Source organism: Streptomyces sp. NBC_01077 (assembly GCF_045162855.1).
Lineage (GTDB): Bacteria > Actinomycetota > Actinomycetes > Streptomycetales > Streptomycetaceae > Streptomyces.
This window is the reverse complement of sequence record NZ_CP108669.1, coordinates 5,292,577-5,313,673: the sequence shown is the minus strand read 5'-3', so window position 1 is coordinate 5,313,673 and position 21,097 is coordinate 5,292,577. Positions and strand designations below refer to the sequence as shown.

At 72.2% G+C, this 21,097-nt stretch carries 26 protein-coding genes; 10 read left to right on the top strand and 16 right to left on the bottom strand.

Features of this window, described 5'->3' with window-relative positions; all coding sequences use genetic code 11:
* Positions 1-47: 47 nt before the first annotated feature.
* The 3 genes from OG462_RS24000 to OG462_RS23990 form a co-directional block, all read right to left on the bottom strand.
* The gene (locus OG462_RS24000) at positions 48-392 is read right to left on the bottom strand and encodes a DUF2516 family protein (RefSeq protein ID WP_030323240.1); all 345 of its coding nucleotides are present in this window, start codon (positions 390-392) and stop codon (positions 48-50) included.
* 89 nt (positions 393-481) lie between these two features.
* The gene (locus OG462_RS23995; protein WP_406060564.1) at positions 482-1,090 is read right to left on the bottom strand and encodes a hypothetical protein; all 609 of its coding nucleotides are present in this window, start codon (positions 1,088-1,090) and stop codon (positions 482-484) included.
* A gap of 42 nt (positions 1,091-1,132) precedes the next feature.
* Positions 1,133-1,618 (bottom strand): helix-turn-helix domain-containing protein, encoded by a 486-nt coding sequence (locus tag OG462_RS23990; protein WP_406060563.1) that lies wholly within the window; start codon positions 1,616-1,618, stop codon positions 1,133-1,135.
* Positions 1,619-1,713: 95 nt separating this feature from the next.
* Here OG462_RS23990 and OG462_RS23985 point away from each other — a divergent pair, with 95 nt between their 5' ends.
* From OG462_RS23985 to OG462_RS23975, 3 genes are all read left to right on the top strand, one after another.
* Positions 1,714-2,382: a TOPRIM nucleotidyl transferase/hydrolase domain-containing protein gene (locus OG462_RS23985; protein ID WP_406060562.1), complete on the top strand. Its 669-nt coding sequence runs from the start codon at positions 1,714-1,716 to the stop codon at positions 2,380-2,382.
* A gap of 120 nt (positions 2,383-2,502) precedes the next feature.
* Positions 2,503-2,898 (top strand): helix-turn-helix transcriptional regulator, encoded by a 396-nt coding sequence (locus tag OG462_RS23980; protein ID WP_406060560.1) that lies wholly within the window; start codon positions 2,503-2,505, stop codon positions 2,896-2,898.
* A gap of 149 nt (positions 2,899-3,047) precedes the next feature.
* A complete protein-coding gene (locus tag OG462_RS23975; RefSeq protein WP_406060558.1) occupies positions 3,048-3,464 on the top strand; it encodes a VOC family protein in 417 nt (138 codons plus the stop codon).
* A gap of 81 nt (positions 3,465-3,545) precedes the next feature.
* On the opposite strand, the gene OG462_RS23970 is transcribed toward OG462_RS23975, so the two are convergent.
* On the bottom strand, positions 3,546-4,292 hold the full coding sequence (locus tag OG462_RS23970) for a class I SAM-dependent methyltransferase (protein WP_406060556.1): 747 nt from the start codon (positions 4,290-4,292) through the stop codon (positions 3,546-3,548).
* A 166-nt stretch (positions 4,293-4,458) separates the two neighbouring features.
* Positions 4,459-4,938, bottom strand: a complete 480-nt coding sequence (locus tag OG462_RS23965) for a hypothetical protein (RefSeq protein WP_406060554.1) — start codon at positions 4,936-4,938, stop codon at positions 4,459-4,461.
* Between the two features lie 126 nt (positions 4,939-5,064).
* On the opposite strand from OG462_RS23965, the gene OG462_RS23960 reads away from it, so the two are divergent.
* The 4 genes from OG462_RS23960 (at position 5,065) to OG462_RS23945 (ending at position 8,177) form a co-directional block, all read left to right on the top strand.
* Positions 5,065-5,550 carry a MarR family winged helix-turn-helix transcriptional regulator gene (locus OG462_RS23960; RefSeq protein ID WP_406060552.1) on the top strand — a complete coding sequence of 162 codons (486 nt, stop codon included), beginning with the start codon at positions 5,065-5,067 and terminating at the stop codon, positions 5,548-5,550.
* 186 nt (positions 5,551-5,736) lie between these two features.
* Positions 5,737-7,173 carry an MFS transporter gene (locus tag OG462_RS23955; RefSeq protein ID WP_406066687.1) on the top strand — a complete coding sequence of 479 codons (1,437 nt, stop codon included), beginning with the start codon at positions 5,737-5,739 and terminating at the stop codon, positions 7,171-7,173.
* Complete coding sequence (locus OG462_RS23950; protein ID WP_406060550.1) at positions 7,170-7,706, top strand: helix-turn-helix transcriptional regulator; 537 nt, start codon at positions 7,170-7,172, stop codon at positions 7,704-7,706. The genes OG462_RS23955 and OG462_RS23950 overlap by 4 nt, the downstream gene beginning before the upstream one ends.
* Before the next feature lie 57 nt (positions 7,707-7,763).
* Positions 7,764-8,177, top strand: a complete 414-nt coding sequence (locus OG462_RS23945; protein ID WP_406060548.1) for a WYL domain-containing protein — start codon at positions 7,764-7,766, stop codon at positions 8,175-8,177.
* Here the strand turns inward: OG462_RS23945 and OG462_RS23940 are convergent.
* From OG462_RS23940 to OG462_RS23930, 3 genes are all read right to left on the bottom strand, one after another.
* Positions 8,089-10,083: a HelD family protein gene (locus OG462_RS23940; protein WP_406060546.1), complete on the bottom strand. Its 1,995-nt coding sequence runs from the start codon at positions 10,081-10,083 to the stop codon at positions 8,089-8,091. The genes OG462_RS23945 and OG462_RS23940 overlap by 89 nt on opposite strands.
* A gap of 111 nt (positions 10,084-10,194) precedes the next feature.
* Positions 10,195-10,848: a TetR/AcrR family transcriptional regulator gene (locus tag OG462_RS23935; RefSeq protein WP_406060544.1), complete on the bottom strand. Its 654-nt coding sequence runs from the start codon at positions 10,846-10,848 to the stop codon at positions 10,195-10,197.
* On the bottom strand, positions 10,845-11,597 hold the full coding sequence (locus OG462_RS23930; protein WP_406066685.1) for a TetR/AcrR family transcriptional regulator: 753 nt from the start codon (positions 11,595-11,597) through the stop codon (positions 10,845-10,847). The genes OG462_RS23935 and OG462_RS23930 overlap by 4 nt, the downstream gene beginning before the upstream one ends.
* A gap of 230 nt (positions 11,598-11,827) precedes the next feature.
* On the opposite strand from OG462_RS23930, the gene OG462_RS23925 reads away from it, so the two are divergent.
* Together OG462_RS23925 and OG462_RS23920 are read left to right on the top strand one after the other, a co-directional pair.
* Positions 11,828-12,793 (top strand): ATP-binding cassette domain-containing protein, encoded by a 966-nt coding sequence (locus OG462_RS23925; RefSeq protein ID WP_406060542.1) that lies wholly within the window; start codon positions 11,828-11,830, stop codon positions 12,791-12,793.
* Positions 12,786-13,553, top strand: coding sequence for an ABC transporter permease (locus OG462_RS23920; protein WP_406060540.1), 768 nt, complete (start codon positions 12,786-12,788; stop codon positions 13,551-13,553). Before OG462_RS23925 ends, OG462_RS23920 begins: the two co-directional genes overlap by 8 nt.
* Before the next feature lie 44 nt (positions 13,554-13,597).
* Here the strand turns inward: OG462_RS23920 and OG462_RS23915 are convergent, their stop codons facing one another.
* A complete protein-coding gene (locus OG462_RS23915) occupies positions 13,598-14,842 on the bottom strand; it encodes a GNAT family N-acetyltransferase (protein WP_406060539.1) in 1,245 nt (414 codons plus the stop codon).
* A gap of 64 nt (positions 14,843-14,906) precedes the next feature.
* Positions 14,907-15,527 carry an ABC transporter substrate-binding protein gene (locus OG462_RS23910; protein WP_406060537.1) on the bottom strand — a complete coding sequence of 207 codons (621 nt, stop codon included), beginning with the start codon at positions 15,525-15,527 and terminating at the stop codon, positions 14,907-14,909.
* Positions 15,528-15,664: 137 nt separating this feature from the next.
* On the opposite strand from OG462_RS23910, the gene dtd reads away from it, so the two are divergent.
* The gene (dtd, locus tag OG462_RS23905; protein ID WP_364290993.1) at positions 15,665-16,090 is read left to right on the top strand and encodes a D-aminoacyl-tRNA deacylase; all 426 of its coding nucleotides are present in this window, start codon (positions 15,665-15,667) and stop codon (positions 16,088-16,090) included.
* Positions 16,091-16,147: 57 nt separating this feature from the next.
* Here the strand turns inward: dtd and OG462_RS23900 are convergent, their stop codons facing one another.
* The 6 genes from OG462_RS23900 to OG462_RS23875 form a co-directional block, all read right to left on the bottom strand.
* On the bottom strand, positions 16,148-17,128 hold the full coding sequence (locus OG462_RS23900; RefSeq protein WP_406060535.1) for a YgfZ/GcvT domain-containing protein: 981 nt from the start codon (positions 17,126-17,128) through the stop codon (positions 16,148-16,150).
* Between the two features lie 10 nt (positions 17,129-17,138).
* The gene (locus tag OG462_RS23895; protein ID WP_406060533.1) at positions 17,139-17,666 is read right to left on the bottom strand and encodes a Fur family transcriptional regulator; all 528 of its coding nucleotides are present in this window, start codon (positions 17,664-17,666) and stop codon (positions 17,139-17,141) included.
* A gap of 40 nt (positions 17,667-17,706) precedes the next feature.
* Positions 17,707-18,279, bottom strand: a complete 573-nt coding sequence (locus tag OG462_RS23890) for an FABP family protein (RefSeq protein WP_406060532.1) — start codon at positions 18,277-18,279, stop codon at positions 17,707-17,709.
* A gap of 241 nt (positions 18,280-18,520) precedes the next feature.
* Positions 18,521-19,366: a hypothetical protein gene (locus OG462_RS23885; RefSeq protein ID WP_406060530.1), complete on the bottom strand. Its 846-nt coding sequence runs from the start codon at positions 19,364-19,366 to the stop codon at positions 18,521-18,523.
* Positions 19,363-20,154, bottom strand: coding sequence for a hypothetical protein (locus tag OG462_RS23880; protein ID WP_406060528.1), 792 nt, complete (start codon positions 20,152-20,154; stop codon positions 19,363-19,365). Before OG462_RS23880 ends, OG462_RS23885 begins: the two co-directional genes overlap by 4 nt.
* Entirely contained in the window at positions 20,151-20,897 is a 747-nt protein-coding gene (locus tag OG462_RS23875) for a hypothetical protein (RefSeq protein WP_406060526.1), read from the bottom strand. Before OG462_RS23875 ends, OG462_RS23880 begins: the two co-directional genes overlap by 4 nt.
* Positions 20,898-21,097 lie beyond the last annotated feature (200 nt).

The window sequence follows — 21,097 nt, the reverse complement described above, 5'->3', positions numbered from 1 at the left end:
GCTACCGCTCTTACCGCTACCGGTCCTACGGCTACCCCGTCCTACGGCTACCGGCCGCCGTTGTAGGGACCGTACGGTCCGTCGCTGCTGGAGCCGCCGCCTCGGCGGCCGCCTCCGCCACCCGACACCTGCTGGAGCGCGGGGCGGACGTCGACCATGAAGACGATGGCCGCGATCACGCCCGCGATCTGCAGGAACAGCATCGGGAAGAGCAGGTTCAGGGCGAGGTTGATGCCCAGGACGATCAGCCAGAACTTCTTCGTCTGCTTCTCGGCGGCGCGGTAGGCGTCCTCGCGCGCCATGGCGGCGAAGACGAGCGCGGCGACGGCGAAGCCGGTGAAGATCAGGAACATCACCAGGGAGAGGAGGGAGTCGAATCCCGCGCGCAACATGCTGAGCACCGCCTAGGGAAGAGGGGAAGAGCGCCTCGCGGTCAAGGTACCCGGTTCAACGCACCAGGTACCCGTATTGGTGCCCGGCCCTACTCCTTCTCGGCGGCGACGGCCGCCTTCTTGGCGGGGGCCTTGCGGGCTGCGGGCTTCCGGGCGGGCGCCTTCTTGGCCTCGACGGGCTCCTCGACGGACGCGGACTCGGACTCGGACGCGGCGGAGGCCTTCACCGGCTCCTCGGCCTTCGTGTCCTCGGCCTTGCTCTCCTCCGGCTCGACGACGACGGCGATCTCGATGATCTCCTCGGCGGCCTCGCCACGCCAGGCCTTGACGGCCTCCTCGCCGTGGGCGGCGACCTCCTCGTACTTCTCGCGCGCCTTGACGGCGTACTCGGCGGCGACGCCGACGCCGCGCAGCGCGAGGTCCTGGGCGGTCTCGCCGAGCTTCCTGAGGTCCGTGTCGAGACCGCCGACGACGTCGGCGAACTTCGACTGCACGGTGGCCTGGGCCTCCTTGGCCTGCGCGGTCACCTTCTCCTGCACGGCCTTGGGGTCGGTCTTCCGTACGGCCTCGATGCGGGCGGGCGCCTCGGCGGCGATCTGCTCGATCAGGCCGGGAACCTTCTTGGCCTGCTGCACGGCGAGGTCGGCGGTGCCGGCGGCGAAGTAGAGAGGGGTACGCAGTTCGTCGATGATGGCCATGCTGGTGGTCCTCCCGGATGTGACGTACGAGCGAGCGCTGGCTCAGGGGCGGTTCGGCGGTTCGGCATCGGGCGTGTCGACGGGCCGGCCGGCGGCCGACTCGGCGGCCGCGGCTGCGACTCGGGCAGCTTCGGCGGCTGCGGCGGCCGCGGCCTGGGCCGCTTCGGCGGCCTCGGCTGCCTCTGCGGCGTTCTCCTTGCGGAAGGAGTCGTAGATCTGGAGCAGCACCTGCTTCTGCCGCTCGTTTATCGAGGGATCGGCGAGGATGACGGCGCGCGTCTCCAGCTCCTCCCGCTCCTTCTCGTCGAGGATTCCGGCCCGTACGTAGAGCGTCTCGGCGGAGATCCGCAGCGCCTTCGCGACCTGCTGCAACACCTCGGCGCTGGGCTTCCGCAGCCCCCGCTCGATCTGACTCAGGTACGGATTCGACACCCCGGCGGCGTCGGCGAGCTGCCGCAGGGACAACTGCGCGGTCCTCCGCTGCTCGCGGAGGTACTCACCGAGATTGCCGACGTTGAGCGATGCCATGCTCCGACCATGCCAGCCTTTGCTAACTATTGCAAGCAGTCGCTTGCAAGAGTCACCCCTCGACTCGCGTCGCACGGCTGGTGAGACTGGGGCGCATGGATGCGATGGGACGGTTCCGGCTGGCGGTCGTGGAGTGGGCGGCCGAGGGGGCGGGGGCCTCGGCCGCCGCCGAGATCGCGCGCGAACTCGCGGTCGGCACCGGTCTGCGCGCGGCCGTGCTCGTGGAGGGGGTCAGTGACCAGGTCGCGCTCGACGCGCTGGCGGCCCGTCACGGCCGCTCCCTCGACGCCGAGGGCATCGTCGTCATCCCGCTCGGAGGGGCGACCAACATCGGCAGATTCGTGCATCTCCTCGGACCGCAGGGGCTCGGCGTCGGGCTGGCCGGCCTGTGCGACGCCGGAGAGGAAGGCCACTTCTCGCGCGCGCTGGAACGAGAAGGACTCGGCCACGACCTCGCGCGCGCCGACATGGAGCCGCTCGGCTTCTACGTGTGCGTCGCCGACCTGGAAGAGGAGCTGATCCGCTCTCTCGGCACCAAAACCGTGCAGCAGGTCGTCGACGCCCAGGGCGACCTGCGGGCCTTCCGCATCTTCCAGAAGCAGCCCGCCCAGCGGGAGCGTGACGTCGAGCGGCAGCTGCGGCGCTTCATGGGCACCATCAGCGGCCGGAAGAGCCAGTACGCGCGCTCGCTCGTCGACGCCCTGGACCTCACCCGGGCGCCGCGCCCGCTGGACCGTCTGCTCGCGCACGTCTCCGCGAGCTGAGCCCCGAGGCGCTGGTGGGTCCGGTCGCACCCTGCCGCCGATCGTCGCCCGCAGCGCCCGGCCCGGGGCCCGTCCGTCGAGCCCGGGCCCGGTCGCACCCGCCGTGCCATGCTGGTGGGCGTGACTTTGGAGGACCTGGTACGGCTGCGCCGTGCGCGGGACGTGATGGATCGCGACTACGCGCTGCCGCTCGACGTACCCGCCCTCGCCTCCGTCGCCCTCATGTCGACCGGGCACTTCGCCCGCAGCTTCCGCGCCGCCTTCGGCGAGACCCCGTACAGCTACCTCATGACCCGCCGCGTCGAACGGGCCAAGGCGCTGCTCCGGCGGGGTGACCTGAGCGTCACGGACGTGTGCTTCGCCGTCGGGTGCACCTCGCTCGGATCGTTCAGCTCCCGCTTCACCGAGCTCGTGGGCGAGACGCCGTCCGCCTACCGGGCCCGCCGCCACGAGGACGGCGCCGCGATCCCCGCGTGCGTCGCCAAGGTCCGCACCCGGCCGGTGCGGAAGACCTGAGCCGGTCCTGCAGTCTCGCCGTCCCGCCCTCCCCGCAGTCCCGCAGTCCCGCAGTCCCGCAGTCCCACCCTCCCGTCCATCGGCCCGTTGCTGCCCATCGGTCAGTTTCGAAGAAGCGGAAACCCATGGTCCGCCGTAGCTTCGATGGCATGAACGTCAAGCTCTCGCAGTGCTTCATCGCAGTCGACGACCACGACAAGGCGCTCACCTTCTACCGCGACGCCCTCGGCCTCGAAGTCCGGAACGACGTCGGTTTCGAAGGGATGCGCTGGGTGACCGTCGGGTCCCCCACGCAGCCGGACGTGGAGATCGTCCTCGAACCGCCGCTCGCCGACCCCAACGCCTCCCCCGCCGACCGCCAGGCCATGGCCGAGCTGCTCGCCAAGGGCATGCTGCGCGGCGTGATCTTCTCCACCGAGGACGTCGACGCCACCTTCGAGCACATCCGCGCGGCCGGCGGTGAGGTCCTCCAGGAACCGGTCGACCAGCCGTACGGCGTCCGCGACTGCGCGTTCCGCGACCCGGCCGGCAACATGCTGCGGTTCACCCAGCCCCGCTCCTCGTAGCCCGCCGCCCCCGGCATCCTCACCGGGGCGAGCGCGATGCTCGCCCCGGTGAGGACCAGGGGGGTGTCCCTCGGAGCCGGATCAGGCGCGGCAGCGCAGCATCACCAGCGGCGGCCTCTCCAGAAGGTCCGCCCAGAAGTCCTCGCCGAACTCACGGACGCCCGCTTCCGACACCTGCAGCGGAACCCACTCCACGTCACGGAACCCGGCCGCCCGCAGACACTCCTCGTAGACCTCGCGGCGCGGCACCGTGGAGACGATGCTGATCGGCTCCGGGTCGAGCAGAGCCGTGACACGCGCGCGCAGACCCATCTCGGTCGTCTCGCCGGTCGGCTCACAGCGGAAGCCGTACGTGGGCAGGGACGCGCAGTCGAACCGGTAGTCCGGCCGCTGGGCGAGCACGAACAACGCGCCGCCCGGCACCAGGTTCCGGTGGATGGCGCGGCACATCCGCTCCAGCCCTGCGACGTCCTCGGCGTAGTTGAGGCACTGCACTCCCAAGGCGATGTCGAAGCGCCGGTCGAGAACCGGAAGTTCGGCCACGTCACCGACCTCGTACCGCACGCCCAGCGGGTCACGCCCCTCGATCTCCCGCGCGGCGGCGATCATCTCGACGGAGATGTCGACGCCGAAGACATCCGTGGCGCCGCGCCGCTTGAACTCCCTGCTGTAGAAGCCGGTTCCGCACGCAAGGTCGAGAACCGACGCGCCGCTCACGTCCCCGACCATGCCCAGGAAGCTCGGCACCTCCCCGTACCGCATCAGCGGCAGGGACTTGAACCCCTCGAACGCCTCACCGATCGCGTCGTACTGCTGCTGCACGCCCATATGGCGCCCCCTCGTGTACTTCGTCCTGTGGTCCCGAAGTCCTGCGCGCCCGTCGAGTCTGCTCCGCCCTGCCCCGCCGCCCGTACTGGCAGATGGCACGAGAAGTCGGCAGGACGACCCTCGTATCACCCAACACCCGCCAGAGGGACCGGAGTTGGAGTGCCACTCAGCTCGCCCAGGCGGCGAGCGCCTCGAAGTCCGCCGCCACGAGTCCCCGCCGCGCGTCCACCCGGTGAAGCAGCGCCCGCCCCGGATGGCGAGCGGCCACCCAGGCCCGATCGGCCGCGCCGATCTCGTCGTCCACCCAGGCGAACGACCGCCCGTCCGCCCACGCCACCACGCCCGGCGCCTTCCAGTGCACGCCCACCGCAGGGCCGGGCCCGTCCTCGGGCCACCGGACCAGGGGCAGGGCCGGAAGTCCGAGGCGCGGCGCGACCCAGGCGTTCGCGTCGTCCTCCCAGGTCGTGGCCCAGACGAGTGCGTACGGGAGTGCCGCGAGCCGCGGCCCCAGCGCGGGATCGAGCCGCGCGAGGAGCGGGCTCACGGACGCGGGCGGTGTCGGTGCGTACGTCGGGTACTCCCGCCCGCTCGCCCCGAAGGGGATCAGCGGGCCGTCGACGTCCAGGAACAGCAGGGGGGTCGCCATGCGTCCATCCTCACCGGTCGAAGACGGCCGCCGCCCTCACCCCTCCCGCCCCTCCACGCGCCCACCTGCACACTCGTCCACTTCTCGATAATCCGCGACGGATCGATTCTCGTTACCCTGGCAGACATGACAGCCATGGCACCCACCCGCACCGAGCCCGACCTCTCCTACCTCCTCGACCACACCAGCCACGTCCTGCGCACCCGGATGACCGCCGCGCTCGACGCCATCGGACTCACCCCCCGGATGCACTGCGTCCTCGTCCACGCCCTGGAGGAGGAGCGCACCCAGGCGCAGCTCGCGGAGATCGGGGACATGGACAAGACCACGATGGTCGTCACCGTCGACGCCCTGGAGAAGGCCGGGCTCGCCGAGCGCCGTCCGTCGAGCACCGACCGACGCGCGCGGATCATCGCCGTCACCGAGGCGGGAGTCAAGGTCGCCCGGGAGAGCCAGAGGATCGTCGACGGCGTGCACGAGAGCGCCCTCGCCTCCCTCCCCGACGACGCGCGCACCGCCCTGCTGCGCGCCTTGAACCTGCTGGTCACCGGCCACCTGGAGACCCCCACCGAGAGCCCGAGGCCGGCCCGCCGGGCGCGCCAGCGCGGCTAGCCTCCACCCTCCCCGCCCGCCGGGGACCCCGAATCCGTTCCGTAAAAAATAGTCTGCAACAAAACCTTCTGCTAACGTCTCTCCTGTCGGCTCCACCGAACAGGAGTGATCCCCGTGCCCACGCCCGCCCGCACCACCCCCCGCGCCCCCTCCCGTCAGCTCGCCCTCGGCGTCCTCGCCACCGGCATGCTCATGACGATCCTCGACGGCAGCATCGTCACCGTCGCGATGCCCGCCATCCAGAGCGACCTCGGCTTCACCCCCGTCGGCCTCAGCTGGGTCGTCAACGCCTACCTGATCGCCTTCGGCTCGCTCCTCCTCCTCGCCGGCCGCCTCGGCGACCTGATCGGGCGCAAGCGGATGTTCCTCGCGGGCACCGGGATCTTCACCGCCGCCTCGCTCCTCGCCGGCGTCGCCACCTCCCCCGGCGTCCTCATCGCCGCCCGCTTCCTCCAGGGCGTCGGCAGCGCGATGTCCTCCGCCGTCGGCCTCGGCATCCTCGTCACGCTCTTCACCGTGCCGCGCGAACGGGCCCGCGCCATCGCCGTGTTCAGCTTCACGGGCGCCGCCGGCGCCTCCCTCGGCCAAGTCCTGGGCGGTGTCCTCACCGACGCCCTCACCTGGAACTGGATCTTCTTCATCAACCTGCCCATCGGCCTCGCCACCCTCCTCGTGGCCCTCCGCGCCCTCCCCTCCGACCGGGGCCTCGGACTCAGGGCGGGCGCCGACGTCCTCGGCGCGGTGCTCGTCACCAGCGGCCTCATGACCGGGATCTACGCGGTCGTCAAGATCGAGGAGTACGGGGCCGGTTCGGCGCACACCCTCGGCCTCGGGGCCCTCGCACTCGCTCTCCTGGCCGGCTTCCTCGTCCGTCAGGCGAAGACCGCGAACCCGCTCATGCCGCTGCGGATCCTCCGCTCGCGCAGCGTCTCCGGCGCCAACGCCGTCCAGATGCTGATGGTCGCCGCGCTCTTCTCGTTCCAGATCCTCGTCGCCCTCTACCTGCAGAAGGTCCTCGGGTACGGCGCCGCCGAGACCGGCCTCGCGATGCTGCCCGCGGCCGCCGTCATCGGCGCCGTCTCGCTCGGTGTCTCGGCCCGCCTCATCGCCCGCTTCGGCGAGCGGAACGTCCTGCTCGCCGGCCTCGTCCTGCTCGTCGGCGTCCTCGGCCTGCTGACCCGCGTCCCCGTCCACGCCTCGTACGTCACCGACCTGCTGCCCGTGATGCTGCTCGCCGCCGGCTTCGGCCTGGCGCTCCCCGCCCTCACCTCGCTGGCCATGTCGGGCGCCGAGGAGAAGGACGCGGGCCTGGCCTCCGGTCTCTTCAACACCACCCAGCAGATCGGCATGGCCCTCGGCATCGCGGTCCTCTCCACCCTGGCCGCCACCCGCACCGAGTCCCTCACCGCGGCCGGCCGCCCCGCCGCCGAAGCCCTGACCGGCGGCTACCACCTGGCCTTCGCCGTCGGCGCCGGTCTCCTCCTCGCCGCCCTGGCCATCGCCTTCACTGTCCTGCGCCGCCCGACCACCGGACGGCGGGCGGCCACCGGCCAGAAGACGGACGCCGGACAGCAGCCCGAAACGCCCGCCGAGACGAAGGCCACCGCGACAATGACGGCATGAGAGCCGACCGACTCGTCGCCGCCCTGCTCTTCCTGCAGACCCGGCAACGCGTCACCGCCGCCGAACTGGCCGCCGAACTGGACGTGTCCGAGCGCACCGCACGCCGGGATCTCGAAGCTCTCGCGAGCTCCGGGATCCCGGTGTACTCGCAGGCGGGCCAGGGCGGCGGCTGGTCCCTCGTCGGCGGAGCGCGTACCGATCTGACCGGTCTCACGGCCCCTGAGATCCGCGCGCTCTTCCTCCTGACCGGGCCGGACACCGACGCCGACCCCCAGACCCGGACCGCCTTGCGGAAGCTCGTACGGGCCCTCCCCGCGACCCTTCGGGAGGGCGCCGAGGCCGCCGCCCGCGCCGGGATCTCCGACGGCACCGACTGGGCGGGTACGGAGACCGAGGAGGCACAACTCGCCCCGCTCCAGCGGGCGGTGATCGACGCGAGGGAGGTCAGGATCGGGTACGCCCGACCCGGCCGGGAGCCCCACGAGCGGACCGTCCAGCCGCTCGGCATCGCCGCGAAGTCCGGGGTCCGCTAACTCGTCGCCGGCACCGAGCACGGCCTGCGGACCTTCCGGATCGGCCGCGTCACCTCCGTGGCCGAGACCGGCGCCCCCGCCGAGCGCCCCGAGGGCTTCGACCTGCCCACGGCCTGGCGCACGCTCGCCGCCCGGATGGAGGACCGGCTGGTCGCCGCGACGGTACGGGGCCGGGCCGCCCCCGGCACGGAATCGGTCCTGGAGGGCCTGCTCGGCGGACGGATACGGTACGGGGAACGCACTCCGGACGGCTGGACGTCCATCGAGGCCGACGGCCCCTCTCCCGAGGTCGTCGCCGCCCAACTGGCAGGCCTCGGCGCCCGCGTGGAGCTCCTCGACCCGCCGGAGGCCCGCGCGGCCCTCGCCCGCATCGCCGCCGAACTCACGGCTCTGTACGGGGAGCCGGCCGTCCCAGCCACTCCGGAAGCTCCTCCGCGTGCACCAGCGTCAGCCGGGACACCGCCCGGGTGAGCGCCACGTACAACCGGTTCGGCCCCCGCGCCTCGGCCGCCACGATCGCGGCCGGCTCGACCACGACGACATGGTCGAACTCCAGGCCCTTCACGACCTTCGCGGGCAGCACGGTCACCCGCTCTCCGGCGCCCCCCTCACGTACGGCCTCCGCCACCTCACCGACCAGGCCGTCGGCCGTGATCACCCCCACCGACCCCTCCGCCGCGAGCGCCTCGCGCACGGCCTCACGCGTGGCGGCGAGGAGGTCCGTCGTCCGGGTGACCGTCACCTCGCCGTCCGTCCGGACGGACCGGCCCGCCGGCACGTCCGTGCCCAGGTGCGGCAGGAGCCGGTTGGCGAGCTCCACGATCGCCGCCGGGACCCGGTAGCCGAGGGTGAGCGGCACCACGGGCGCCCCGGCCTTGCCCAGATGGGCCAGTTGTTCGTCCCAGTCGCGGGCCGCCCACGGCGTCGTGCCCTGGGCGAGGTCACCGAGGACGGTGAGCGAGCCGAACTCGGTGCGGCGGGCGATCGCCCGGCACTCCATGGGCGACAGGTCCTGCGCCTCGTCGACGACGACATGGCCGTAGCTCTCGGGCCGCTCGATCAGGCCCGCGAGCTCGTCGAGGAGCACGAGGTCGGCGGCGGTCCAGCGCGCCGAGCGGTACGAGCGCGGCGGCCGCTCCCAGCGGATCGCCGCCCGCTCGGCCTCCGCGAGCACGTCATCGGCCGGGTCCGTGAGGAAGGCCGCGAGCACCTCCTCCGGGGTCGCCTTCGGCCAGCACGCGTCGAGGAACGCCGTCAGCGCCCGCGCCCGCTCGATCCGCCGCGCCCAGGCCGCGCCCATGGGCCCCCACCGGCGCTCGGCCCGGAGCTGGAGGGCCCGCACGATCCGGGCACGGACCCGTTCCCGGCCCGTCGCGTAGGGCGGCGCCTCCTCCCGTACGGCGGCGACGATCTCGGCGAGCTGCGCGGCCGGCAGCCGCCAGTGCGACGAGCCGTCCTGTACGGCGAGGTCGTCCGCCGGCGCCGGGTCGACCCTGCCGTACAGCGCGCGGTGCAGCGCCTCCGCCATCCGGGCGTCGTGCTTGACCCGGGCCGCCGCCTCGCCGTCCTCGGCGCGGACCGGGTGCCGGGCGATCTCGTCGTCGAGGGTGGCCTGGCGGACACCGGTCTCGCCGAGCGAGGGCAGCACCTCGGAGATGTACGAGAGGAACGCGCGGTGGGGGCCGAGGACGAGCAGTCCGGAACGGCGGATCCGCTGCGGATGGGTGTAGAGGAGGTACGCGGCCCGGTGCAGGCCCACCGCCGTCTTGCCGGTGCCGGGCGCGCCCTGCACGCACAGGGAGGCGACCGGATCGGAGCGTACGAGGTCGTCCTGCTCGGGCTGGATGGTGGCCGCGATGTCCCTCATCGGGCCCACCCGGGGGCGCTCGATCTCCCCTGCGAGCAGGGCGCTGACCGTCACCGCCCCACCGGCCGTGAGCTGTTCGTCCTCCAGCGCGGTCAGGTCCTCCGAGGCGCCCTCGCTGTACGGGGCCCAGCCGAAGCGGCGGCGCCTGAGCACGCCCTGCGGGTCGCGGGCGCCGGCCTGGTAGTAGGCGCGGGAGACGGGCGCGCGCCAGTCGACGACGAGCGGCGGGGCGGCGGGGTCCTCGCCGATCCGGCGGCGGCCGATGTGGTGGACCTGGCCGTCGTCGAGGTCGAGGCGCCCGAAGAACAGCGGCCCCGGCGGCTGCTCCCGCATCTCCTTGGCGCGGCTGCGCAGATGGCGGCCGAGCGCCTCGGCGTCGGCGCCGGACGCGGCGGTGTCCTCGCCGGTGACGACCTGCTCGGCGACGTCCTCGGTCATCCGGGTCAGGGCGGCGCGGCAGGCGTCGTGGTGGGAGCGTTCGCGGGCAAGCTCAAGGTCCAGTGACGTCATTCCGACAAGCCTAATCGAAAACGTTACTGGGTTACATTTTTTACTTGTCTACGGGACTTGGCGACGGGCCGGCCACGGAAGTCGTGCCCTGTGCGGGATCAGTACGGGAGCTCAGTACGGGAGCCCCTCCCGCAACGCCCCGAAGGCAAGACCCGCCGCCGCCACCGCGTCCGCCGCCACCGCGTCGGCCGTCTCCCCGCCCGCGATCCGGGCCGTGTTCTCCTCCGCGAGGACCCGGAGCACGGTCACGATCTGCCCGGCGGCGAGCCGCGCGAGAAGAGGGTCATCCACCCCCTCGGCACCGGCGGCCAGCGCGTCCGCGAGGGCCGTCTCCGACCTCACCCGGTACGCATGGAGGCGACCGACCAGGGCCGGCGTCCCGTACAGGAGCCGGAGGTACGACAGAACCGACGGATGGTCGCAGAGCCCGGTGACCGGATCGCGCCGGGCGAGGCCGTCGAGCAGGTGCGCGTACAGCGCGTCGAGCGGGGCCGTACCGGCGCGGCGGCCCGCGACCACCACCCGGGCCGACTCGTCCTCGTGATCGGCGAACCGATGGAGGACCAGGTCCTCCTTGGCCGGGAAGTACCGGAAGAGCGTCGGCTTGGAGACCTCGGCGGCGGCGGCCACCTCCGCGACCGAGACGGCGTCGAAGCCCCGCTCCAGGAAGAGCGCGACGGCCGCGTCCGACAAGGCCTGCCGGGTGCGCTCCTTCTTCCGTTCACGCAGCCCGGGGACGGCGGCGGCATCGCGGTCCGGCGTCATGAGGCACGCCCTTCCACCAGCACGGCGACCCCGTCCAGGATCCGATCGAGGCCGAAGCGGAACTCGGTCTCGGGTTCGTCGGCGACGTCCATCACGCCCGACTCCAGCATGCGCGCCACCTCCGGGTACTTCTCCGGGTCGGCGAGCCGCCGCAGGGTGTGGCCGTAGCGGGCGAGGATCTCCTCCGGGCTCGCCTCGCCCGCGGCGATGACGGTGGCGAGGTCGGCCATGACCAGGGCGTCGCTCCGGACGAAACCGCCGACCAGCAGGGTCACCGAGATCTTGCTGCCCGCGTCGAGGCCGGTGCCCTCCAGGGCGACGAGGGCCTTCTCCCACCAGGCGACCAGGTTCGGGGTCGCGGGCGGGCCCGAGACGGGGAGCCGCAGCATCCAGAGGTTGCGGTGGTAGATCTCGCGCAGCGCCCAGGCCCAGGACTCCAGCCCCTCGCGCCAGCCGGTGCCGGGCGGGAAGAGCTCGGGCGGGGCGCCCGTGGCGGCCTCCTGCATGAGGACGTACAGCTCGCTCTTGGCGGAGACGTACCGGTAGAGCGACATCGTCGAGGCGCCGAGCTCCTTGGCGACCCGGCCCATGGAGACGGCCCCGATCCCCTCGGCCGAGGCGAGGGAGACGGCCGCGTCGACGATCCGGTCCAGAGTCAGGCCGGGCTTGGGGCCCTTCGAGGGGCGCTCCCGCAGCCCCCAGGCCGCCTCGATGCTCGGCGGCAGGAAGCTCCCGCCGCCACCGGCCACACCGCCGTCGACGAAATTGCCGGAGCCCGCCGCGCCGCCGCCACCGATGCCCGCCGCGCCGCCGTCGACGCCACCGCCGCCCGTACGTTCCTCGCCGTTCGTCACAACCCGCCGCCTCCCGGCCACCTCGCACGCTTGACGCCCATCCTAGTAATGCGTAACCCTTACGCAGTAACGCGTATGGCATACGCAGTACGGCAGAGCAGTCCACACGCCCAGGGAGCACACCCATGCCTCCGGCCATCGAAGCCACCGGCCTCACCAAGACCTACGGAGACGTCCGCGTCCTCGACGCCCTCGACCTCCACGTCCCGCGCGGCACCGTCTTCGCCCTCCTCGGCCCCAACGGCGCCGGGAAGACCACCACCGTCCGCATCCTCGCCACCCTCACCACGCCCGACGCCGGCCACGCGCGCGTCGCCGGGCACGACGTCGTCACCGCGCGCTCCCGGGTCCGCCGCGCGATCAGCCTCACCGGACAGTTCGCCGCCGTCGACGAGAACCAGACCGGCACCGAGAACCTCCGGATGGCGGCCCGCCTCTCCGGCCTCTCCCGCCCCGCCGCCGCCCGCCGCGCCACCGAACTCCTCGAACGCTTCGGCCTCACCGAGGCGGGCGCCCGCCTCACCAAGACGTACTCGGGCGGCATGCGCCGCCGCCTCGACCTCGCCGCCGGTCTCGTCCGCGACCCCGGCGCGACCCAGGTGATGTTCCTCGACGAACCGACCACCGGACTCGACCCGCGCAGCCGCCAGGAACTGTGGGAGGCGGTCCGCGAACTCTCCGACGGCGGCACGACGGTCTTCCTCACCACCCAGTACCTGGAGGAGGCGGACCGGCTCGCCGACCGGCTCGCGGTCCTCGGCAAGGGCCGCACCCTCGCCGAGGGCACCCCCGCCGGCCTCAAGGCCCGCTACGCCGCCCACCGCCTCGACGTCGTGGCGCACGACGAGGAGAGCCGCCTACGGCTCGGCACTCTCGCGGGCCCCACCGCCACCCACGACCCCGAGACCCGCACGCTCGGCATCCCCACCGACGGCAGCGCCGACCACGTACGGGAGCTGCTCGACGCGCTCGACCCCGAGCGCCGGGACATCGCCCGCTTCAGCCTGCACACCGCCACGCTCGACGACGTCTTCCTGACCCTCACCGCCGACAAGACCCTCGCAGCCGCCAAGGAGCCCAGCCATGTCTGACACCCTCACGGGCGGGCTCACCGCCGCGAGCACCCTCGCGGGGCGCGGCATCCGCCTCAGCCGCCGCAACCTCGACGCCGTCATCACCTCGATGATGCTGCCGATCATGCTGATGCTGGTCTTCGTCTACTTCTTCGGCGGCGCGATCGACACCGGCACCCGGTACGTCACCTACGTCGTCCCCGGCGTGCTCGTCCTCTGCGCCGGTTTCGGCGCGTCGGGCACCGCCGTCTCCGTCAGCGAGGACATGCGACTCGGGGTCGTCGACCGGTTCCGCACGCTCGACGTCGGCGGGACGCCGTTCCTCGCCGGGCACGTCGCCGCCGCCGTCACGCGTAACGCGCTCTCGACCGCGCTCGTCCTCGGCGTCGCGTTCGCAATCGGCTTCCGCCCGGCCGCCACACCGGGCGGCTGGCTCGCGGCGATCGGACTGCTGCTCGCCTACATCACCGCCGTGTCCTGGCTCTCGGCGGCGATCGGCCTGGTCACCAGGACGGCGGAGGCGGCCGGCGCGGTCACCTTCTTCATGATGTTCCTCCCGTATCCGAGCAGCGCGTTCGTGCCGGTCGAGACGATGCCGAGCTGGCTGCACGGCTTCGCCGAGCACCAGCCAGTGACCCCGCTGATCGAGTCGATGCGCGGCCTGCTGCTCGACCAGCCGGTCGACAACTCCCCGTGGATCGCCCTGGGTTGGTGCGCGGGCCTGCTCGCCCTTGCGCTCGCCGCGGCAGGGTTCCTCTTCCGGCTCCGCACCCGCTGATCCCCACGGGGATCAGAAGATGTCGGTCTCGGTAGGTGTCGGTCTCAGAAGATGTCGGGCGAGAAGGGCCGCAGCGGAGTACGGAACAGCAGGTCGGCACGGGCGGCGGCGCCCGCCGTCAGCTCCTCGGCGCGCCCCAGCCGGGAGAGCCGTACCGCCGACTCGTCGCCGAAGGCGAGCGTGCTCAACTCGGCGATGTCGAAGGCGAGATCGGCGGACTCGGTCGTACGGACGCAGGAGACGCCGTCCGGGGAGGCGTCCAGGCGGAACCGCCCACCGGCGAACCCGGCCCCGTCCCGCAGGTCGAGCACCAGGCTGTCCGCCACCGGGTACGTCCGGCTCTCCAGGACCCGGACGACGTCGAGCACCCGGACCCACAGCATGTCCACGTACGTCAGCATCTTCGCGGCGCGCGGGTCCGGCAGGAGCAGCGGCAGCAGGTCGTCGGGCGCCCGGTAGCCGGAGCGGACGGTGGTGATCCAGTCGACGGAGCAGAGGTAGTGCCACAGTGCGCGCTCGGCGGCCGGGGTGACGGCGATCAGATCCCGTACGGTCGCCGTGTTGTTCGGCTGCTTGGCGTCGTCCCACTTGTCGTTCGACGTGTAGGCCACAAAGCCCTCGACCTCGCCGGACTCCGCCCGGTACAGCGCGTAGTACGGCTCCCGCCACGGCTGGGTCGACACGCCGAGGCCGGTGCCGACCTGCCAGTCGCGCGGGGAACGGTTCGTGACCCCGGCGCGGACGCCGGCGAGCCGGCCGTGCACCTCGGGGCCGACCTTGCGGATCTCGTCGGCGTCGGTCAGATCGATCCGGCCGCCGTCCTCCGGGCGGCCCGAGCGGCGCGGGTCGAGCCCGGCCCGGCCCACCTCCACGCTCCACTCGGCGGCCGAACTCGCCGCACCGAAGCCGAACCGCCCGTAGATCGGGTACTCGGCGGCGATCAGGGTCGCGATCGCGTCGCCCCGTTCCTTCGCCACGGCCAGGTCGGCGGTCATCATCCGGCTGAGCAGCCCACGCCTGCGGTGCGTCGGGGAGACGGTGACCTGGGTGATCGCGTCGGCGGTGAGGCTGCCGCCGCCGACCGTGCTGACCTCCTGCCGGAAGGACCGGAAGGTGGCGACGACCCGGTCCCGGTCGAAGGCCCCGACCGTCCGCGCGAGGTCGACGTGCGGCAGGCGGTCGGCGACCTCCGCGTCGGTCACGACCGGCGGGTTGAGGAAGCCGGTCCGCAGGGCGCGCTGCCAGTCGGGGAACTCGGACTCCGTCACCGCGCGTACGTCGACAGTCATCCTTCGACCCTACGCACGGCCCCGGCGCACCCGCACCCGAGTTTTCCCGGCAGCGCCCCGGCAGTCAGGCCAGCAGATCGTCGACCTGCGCCTCGCCCTCCCGGTAACGGCGGGCGATCTCCGCGCTGCAGTCGTCGGCGGTCCGCTGAAGGTGCTGGCGACGCCGGGAGATCTGCTGCTCGTACCCCGCGAGCCGCCCCATCCCCGTGTGCAGCTCGTCGTCCGTACGGGCCGTCAGGTCCGACAGCTCGACCTCCGACAGCATCTCGGACGCGAGCCGCCGGTACTCCTCGCTGCGCGGCGTCGACAGCGTCACGTGCCGGGCCGACGTGCGGTGCCGCGAGGGCACGTCTGCGAGGATCTCGGAGAGCCGGTCGAGGACCGGGGTCTCCGGATCGGTCCGCCGCGCCAGCTCGGCCCGCAGGATGTCGATCCGGCCCTGGAGCATCCGTCGTACGTAGCTCAGGTCGGCCTCGTCGCTCTGCGCGTCGCGGCGCAGCGCACGCAGCTCCGGGAGCCGCAGTGCACCGAGCTCGGGCTGGGTCCGGTCCGGCAGGGCGGGCTCGGCGGTCCTCTGTACGGGTGGGCGCGTGGCCGGGCCTCCGCCCGGTCCACCGCCCCTGGTTCCGGCACGGATCAGCGGTACGGGGCCGGACGGCGTCGGCCCGGTGCCAGATGCACTCATGAGAATCGTCCCCTCGACCGGTGCGGAGCCGCACCGCCTCAACGCATGGTGCCACTCTGCATGGGCGCGTGCAGGCGCTCTGCACCCGTTCGGCCCCTCATCCGTCGGACTGACCACGGCTCGGTAGGTTGGGGCGTATGCGTGCAGTGGTGCAGAGGGTGGACGGCGCGAGCGTCGTCGTCGCAGGGGAGACCGTCGGTGAGATCACCGGCGAGGGCTTGTGTGTGCTGGTCGGGGTGACCCATGACGACACCCCGGAGAAGGCCGCCCAATTGGCCAGAAAGCTCTGGTCCGTCCGGGTACTGGACGACGAGAAGTCCTGCTCGGACGTGAACGCGCCGCTGCTGGTCATCTCCCAGTTCACGCTCTACGGGGACGCCCGCAAGGGCCGCCGCCCCACCTGGAACGCGGCCGCGCCCGGCCCCGTCGCCGAACCGCTCGTCGACGAGGTCGTGCACCGGCTGCGCGAACTGGGCGCGCACGTGGAGACGGGCCGGTTCGGAGCGGACATGCGCGTCTCGCTCACGAATCACGGCCCGTTCACGGTGCTGATCGACGTGTAGCCCACCTGATCGAGCTGCAGCCCACCTCATCGGGATCCAGCCCACCTTGGCGCCGTCCTACGGCTCGACGACGGTCTCCTGCGCGGCCGCCGTCGTCCCGGCGATCAGCGGGGCGTCCACCGGCACGTTCCGCTTCACCAGGGCCAGGGCGATCGGCCCCAGCTCGTGGTGGCGGACGGAGCTGGTCACGAAGCCGAGCTGACGGCCCTCCTCGCCGTCGGCCGCGAGGCGGAGCGGCGTGCCGTGCCCGGGCAGCAGCACCTCGCTGCCGTCCAGGTGCAGGAAGACCAGGCGGCGCGGCGGCTTCCCCAGGTTCTGCACCCGGGCCACGGTCTCCTGGCCCCGGTAGCAGCCCTTCTGGAGGTGGACGGCGCTGCCGATGAGGCCGATCTCGTGCGGGATGGTCCGGTGGTCGGTCTCGAAGCCGAGCCGGGGCCGGTGGGCCTCCACCCGCAGCGCCTCGTACGCGAGGATGCCGGCGGCCGGGCCGTGCGAGGCGCCGAAGGCCTCCAGGTCGGCGCGGGGCAGGAAGAGGTCGCGGCCGTGCGGCGTCTCCCGTACGACGGCCTCCTCGGGCACCTCGGCGATGGAGCCGGCCGGGAGGTGGACGACGGCGATGTCGTCCGTACGGTCGGCGACCTCGACCCGGTAGAAGAACTTCATCGACTCCAGGTACGCGACGAGCTCCTCCCGCGTCCCCGGCTCGACGTGCGCCCACACCGTCTCGCCGTCGTCGACGAGGTACAGGGCGTGCTCGATGTGCCCGTTCGCGGAGAGGATCAGCGCCTCGGTGGCCTGTCCGGGCGCCAGGTCGGTCATGTGCTGGGTGACGAGCAGGTGCAGCCAGCTCAGCCGGTCGTCACCGGTGACGGCGACGACACCGCGGTGCGAGAGGTCGACGAAACCGCGTCCGTCGGCGAGGGCACGCTGCTCACGGAACAGGTCGCCGTAGTGCGCGGCGACACCTTCGTCGCGACCTTCCGCGGCGACGGCGCCGGGCAGGGACAGCAGAGGGCTGGTCGTTGAATGTCGCTGCATGGAAGAAAGCCTACGACTCGGCGCCGGTGTCCTTCCGGGCACGGTCGTCGGCGGGCTTCCCGGCACCGTGCCCGGCGGCCTTCCCGACAGGCTCGACCGCGGGCTCCCCGGCCCCTGCGGCCTTCTTCGCGCAGTCCGCGCACCGCCCGAAGATGGCGAAGTGCTTCATGTCGGTCTCGAAGCCGAAGGTCTCGCGGAGTTTCCCGGTGAACTCGGCGGCCACCGAGACGTCCGCCTCGATCACCTCGGAGCAGTCCCGGCAGACCAGGTGCAGATGGTGGTGCCGGTCGGCGAGGTGGTACGTCGGAGCCCCGTGCCCCAGATGGGCGTGGCTCACGAGCCCGAGCTCCTCCAGGAGCTCCAGGGTCCGGTAGACGGTGGAGATGTTCACGCCGGACGCGGTCCTGCGGACCTCGACGAGGATGTCGTCGGGCGTCGCGTGTTCGAGGGCGTCGACGGCCTCCAGGACAAGCTGACGCTGCGGCGTCAGCCGATAGCCGCGCTGCCGCAGGTCGCTTTTCCAGTCGGTGCTCACCACGCCCCCCAGTGTAGGAGGGCGCGGCGCACCGCCCCAGGTTCTAACGGAAGAAGGCGATGCCGTCGTCCGGCATGTCGGGCAGGTTGCGGGCCATCTCCGCGACCTCCTCCGGCGTCACGACCTTCTTCAGGTGCGCCGACATGTACGGCCGCAGCGGGACCTCGGGGGTCGCCTTCTCGCCCACCCACATGAGGTCGCTCTTGACGTAGCCGTAGAGGCGCTTGCCACCGGAGTACGGGCCCGAGGCCGCGGTGCGGGCGACGGCGTCCGTCGCGAGGTCGATCTGCGGCTTCTGGTCGGCGAGCTCGCCGTACCAGATCTCGACGATGCCCTGGTCACGGACCATGACGACCTCGACCTTGCGGTCCTTGTCGATGCGCCAGTAGCCGCTCTCGCTCTCCAGCGGACGGACCTTGTTGCCCTCGTTGTCCAGGACCCAGGCGTGGGACGTGTACTCGAGGAAGTCCCGGCCGTCGTGGCTGAACGTCACGGACTGGCCGAAGTTGCACTTCTCGGCGCCGGGGAAGTCGGCGACGCCCGCGCCCTCCCACGTACCGAGCAGGAACGCGAGGGGGACGAGGCCCGGGTTGAGGTCGGACGGGATCTCGATCATGAGCGGCTCTGTCGTTCTCTAGGAGTGGTTGGCGAGAAGGATTAGCGCTGGCCCTGGTACAGCTTCTTCACGGCCAGACCGGCGAAGGCGATCACGCCGACGGCGACCAGGACCAGGAGGGTTTCGAAGAAGATGATCACAGGGTGCTCCTCGACTGAGCAGTGAAGGCGGAACGGGCCGGACCCCAGCTTAGTGGGCGGGGACCCGGCCCACTCGGTGAGGTGGGTCTCGCGCGCTGTGACTAGCCGAGCAGCTGGTTCTGCAGGGTGACGGTCTGCTGGAACGGCACGGCGAGTGCCTCGCCCTCACGGGTCTGGGTGATCAGCGCGAGCGTGTCGCCGGCCTGGACGTAGGCCCAACGGACCTGGTCGGGGCCGTACGGCTTCTTCTCCCGGAAGGTGTACGCGCTCGTCTCCGGCACTTCGATGTCGTCCGCGAAGGTCTCCGGGACGACGCCGTCCACTCCGTCCGGCAGGGCCTTGGGGCCGTCCGCGCCGTCCGCCTCCAGGGCCAGGTCCTTGAACGACTCGGCGTACGCCACGGAGCTGAACCGGAGCAGATGGATGCTGGTGCGGGTGCCGTCCGGAGTCGTCCAGCCGCAGGCGGCGATGTGCCGCAGGGTGGAGTCCGCGAGGCTCTTCCGCAGATCGTCGCGGGACTCCTTCGCGTAGAGGGAGAGGTAGGTGTCCGTGGACACGAACCCGCCGGTCAGCTTCGGGTCGGGCGTGGCACCGGCCGGCGCGGGCAGCAGCAGCTCGCGGACGTCGGCGTAGTGGATCTCGCCGTCGTTGCCCTCGGTGAAGGGGCGCGGCCGGTCCGCCGGGAGCGCGGGGAGGCGGAGCGCCGGGTACTCCCAGCGGCCGTCGTTCTCCGTCGCCAGACCGGGTACCTCGTTCCGGTCGAGCGCGGTGATCCCCATGGCCGTCCCGGCACCCACGCCGCCGCACACGACGACGGCGGCGGTCCAGCGGGCTACGGCCCACAGGACACGGCGGGTGCGGCGGGGAGCGGAGACCTCCGGCCGGGAAGCGGGGGCCTCCGGCTCGGCCGGCTGCTCGGTCACGGTCTCGGTCACGGTCACGGTCATACGTACTCCCCCGGGGACTCGATGTGGCGGAGCTGCTTCTCGACGAGGCCCGCCACGGCCTTCTGGTCGAAGGGCGGGGCGCCGAACGCCCTGACGGTGACCATGACCTCGCCGTCGTACGCCGAGCAGGTCATGTCCTGGAGCTCGGGCGTCCGCACGTCGTCATCGTCGTTCTCGGGCTTCGCGGGCTCGGGTCCGAGGTAGCAGGCGGAGTTCTTCGCGTACTCCTTGATCTTCGGCCCCTTGCGCAGCTCGAGGAACTCGGACATCTCCTTACGGAGCTCGAAGAACTCGCGGACCGTCTTCTTGTCCTTCATCCGCAGGATGAGCACCTCGGCCTGGAGCGTGCTGTCCTCCTTGGCGTACGCGCGCATCGCCATGCCCTGGATGCCGAGCCGGTCGACCTCCTTCTCGTACGCACGGCGCTTCTTGCCGTAGAAGCCCTTGCCCGACTGCTTGAGCAGGGCGGCGGCCTGCTTGGCGGGCACCTCGTCGTCGTTGCCGTATCCCTCGATGTCCGCCCCGAGCGCGTAGCCCTCCGGCACGGGCAGGAGGAGCTTGCTCATCGGCGTGGACGCCCGGCCCCGGAGGAGGCCGGCGGCGGCCGGGTCCTCGGCGGTCGCGGTGGCGCTGGGATCCGCCCACGCCGACGTGGGGGCGGTCCGGTCGGCACCGTCGACGGTGACGGCGGTGTACGCGACACCGCCGCCGACGGCCCCGAGGACCAGCACGGAGGACAGCACGTTCTTCAGGATCCGGCGCTTGCGGCTCCCCGACTTCTCGCTCACAGGCGCCCCAGCTGCCGCTCGGCCAGAGAACGGATCTCGTTCTCGGCGATCTTGTGTGTGTCGTGCATGAGGATCGTGATCGCGATGTCACCACGCTGGATGAAGGCGCGGGCCTCGTACACGTCCAGGTATCCCGCCTTACGGCTTACCGGGTAGACGAAGTAGCGGCCGTCCGAGGAGCCCTTCACCGCCTTCCCGAGGGAGGCGGACTTCTCCTCACTGATGGCGAGGCGCTGCTGGTCCATCACGTGCTCCGCGGCGCCGAGCAGGGAGCCGGAGCGGTACTGCACGAGGTTGATCTGGACCCTCTTGTACTCGCCCACCAGCCATGCGCGCGTGGCGATCCGCCGGACCCCCGAGTCGAGCTCGGCCTCCAGCGCCCCATCGGGCCGGGTGAAACCGTCGGCGTACGCGTCCAGCGCCTGCCACCCGTCGTCTCCGTCGACCCGCGCGCCCGCCGGCCTCGGCAGCAGCAGTTTGCGCAGGTCGCCCTGCGCCTTCGCCTGGTGGTCCTCCTTCGCCGACAGCGGCTCCGGCTCCTCGCCCTTCGGCAGCGGCTTCGCGGGATACGCGAGGCCCGGCTGGTTCAGGGCGGGCAGCGGGGTCGGTTCGCGATCGGCCTGGATGCCGTAGCCGACGGCTGTGCCGCCGACGAGGCCGAGGACGGCGGCGACGGCGATCAGCCCGACGGTACGGAGGACCCGGCGGCGGGGCCGTACGGCCGGCGCGGTGACGGGAGCCACATCCGCAGGCACCTCGTCGGAGGCGACCGGAGGGGCGGTTTCCGCCCCCGGCTCCGGATCCGGCGGCGGTGCCGTTTCCGGATTTTGGATACTTTCTTCGTTGCTCAAGAGTCCCCCCACGAGACCTGAAGCGCGGATTCCGATATCCGCGCACCCACGAGACACGCGAGGGGTACGGGGGGTTGCGGTGCCGCAGATTA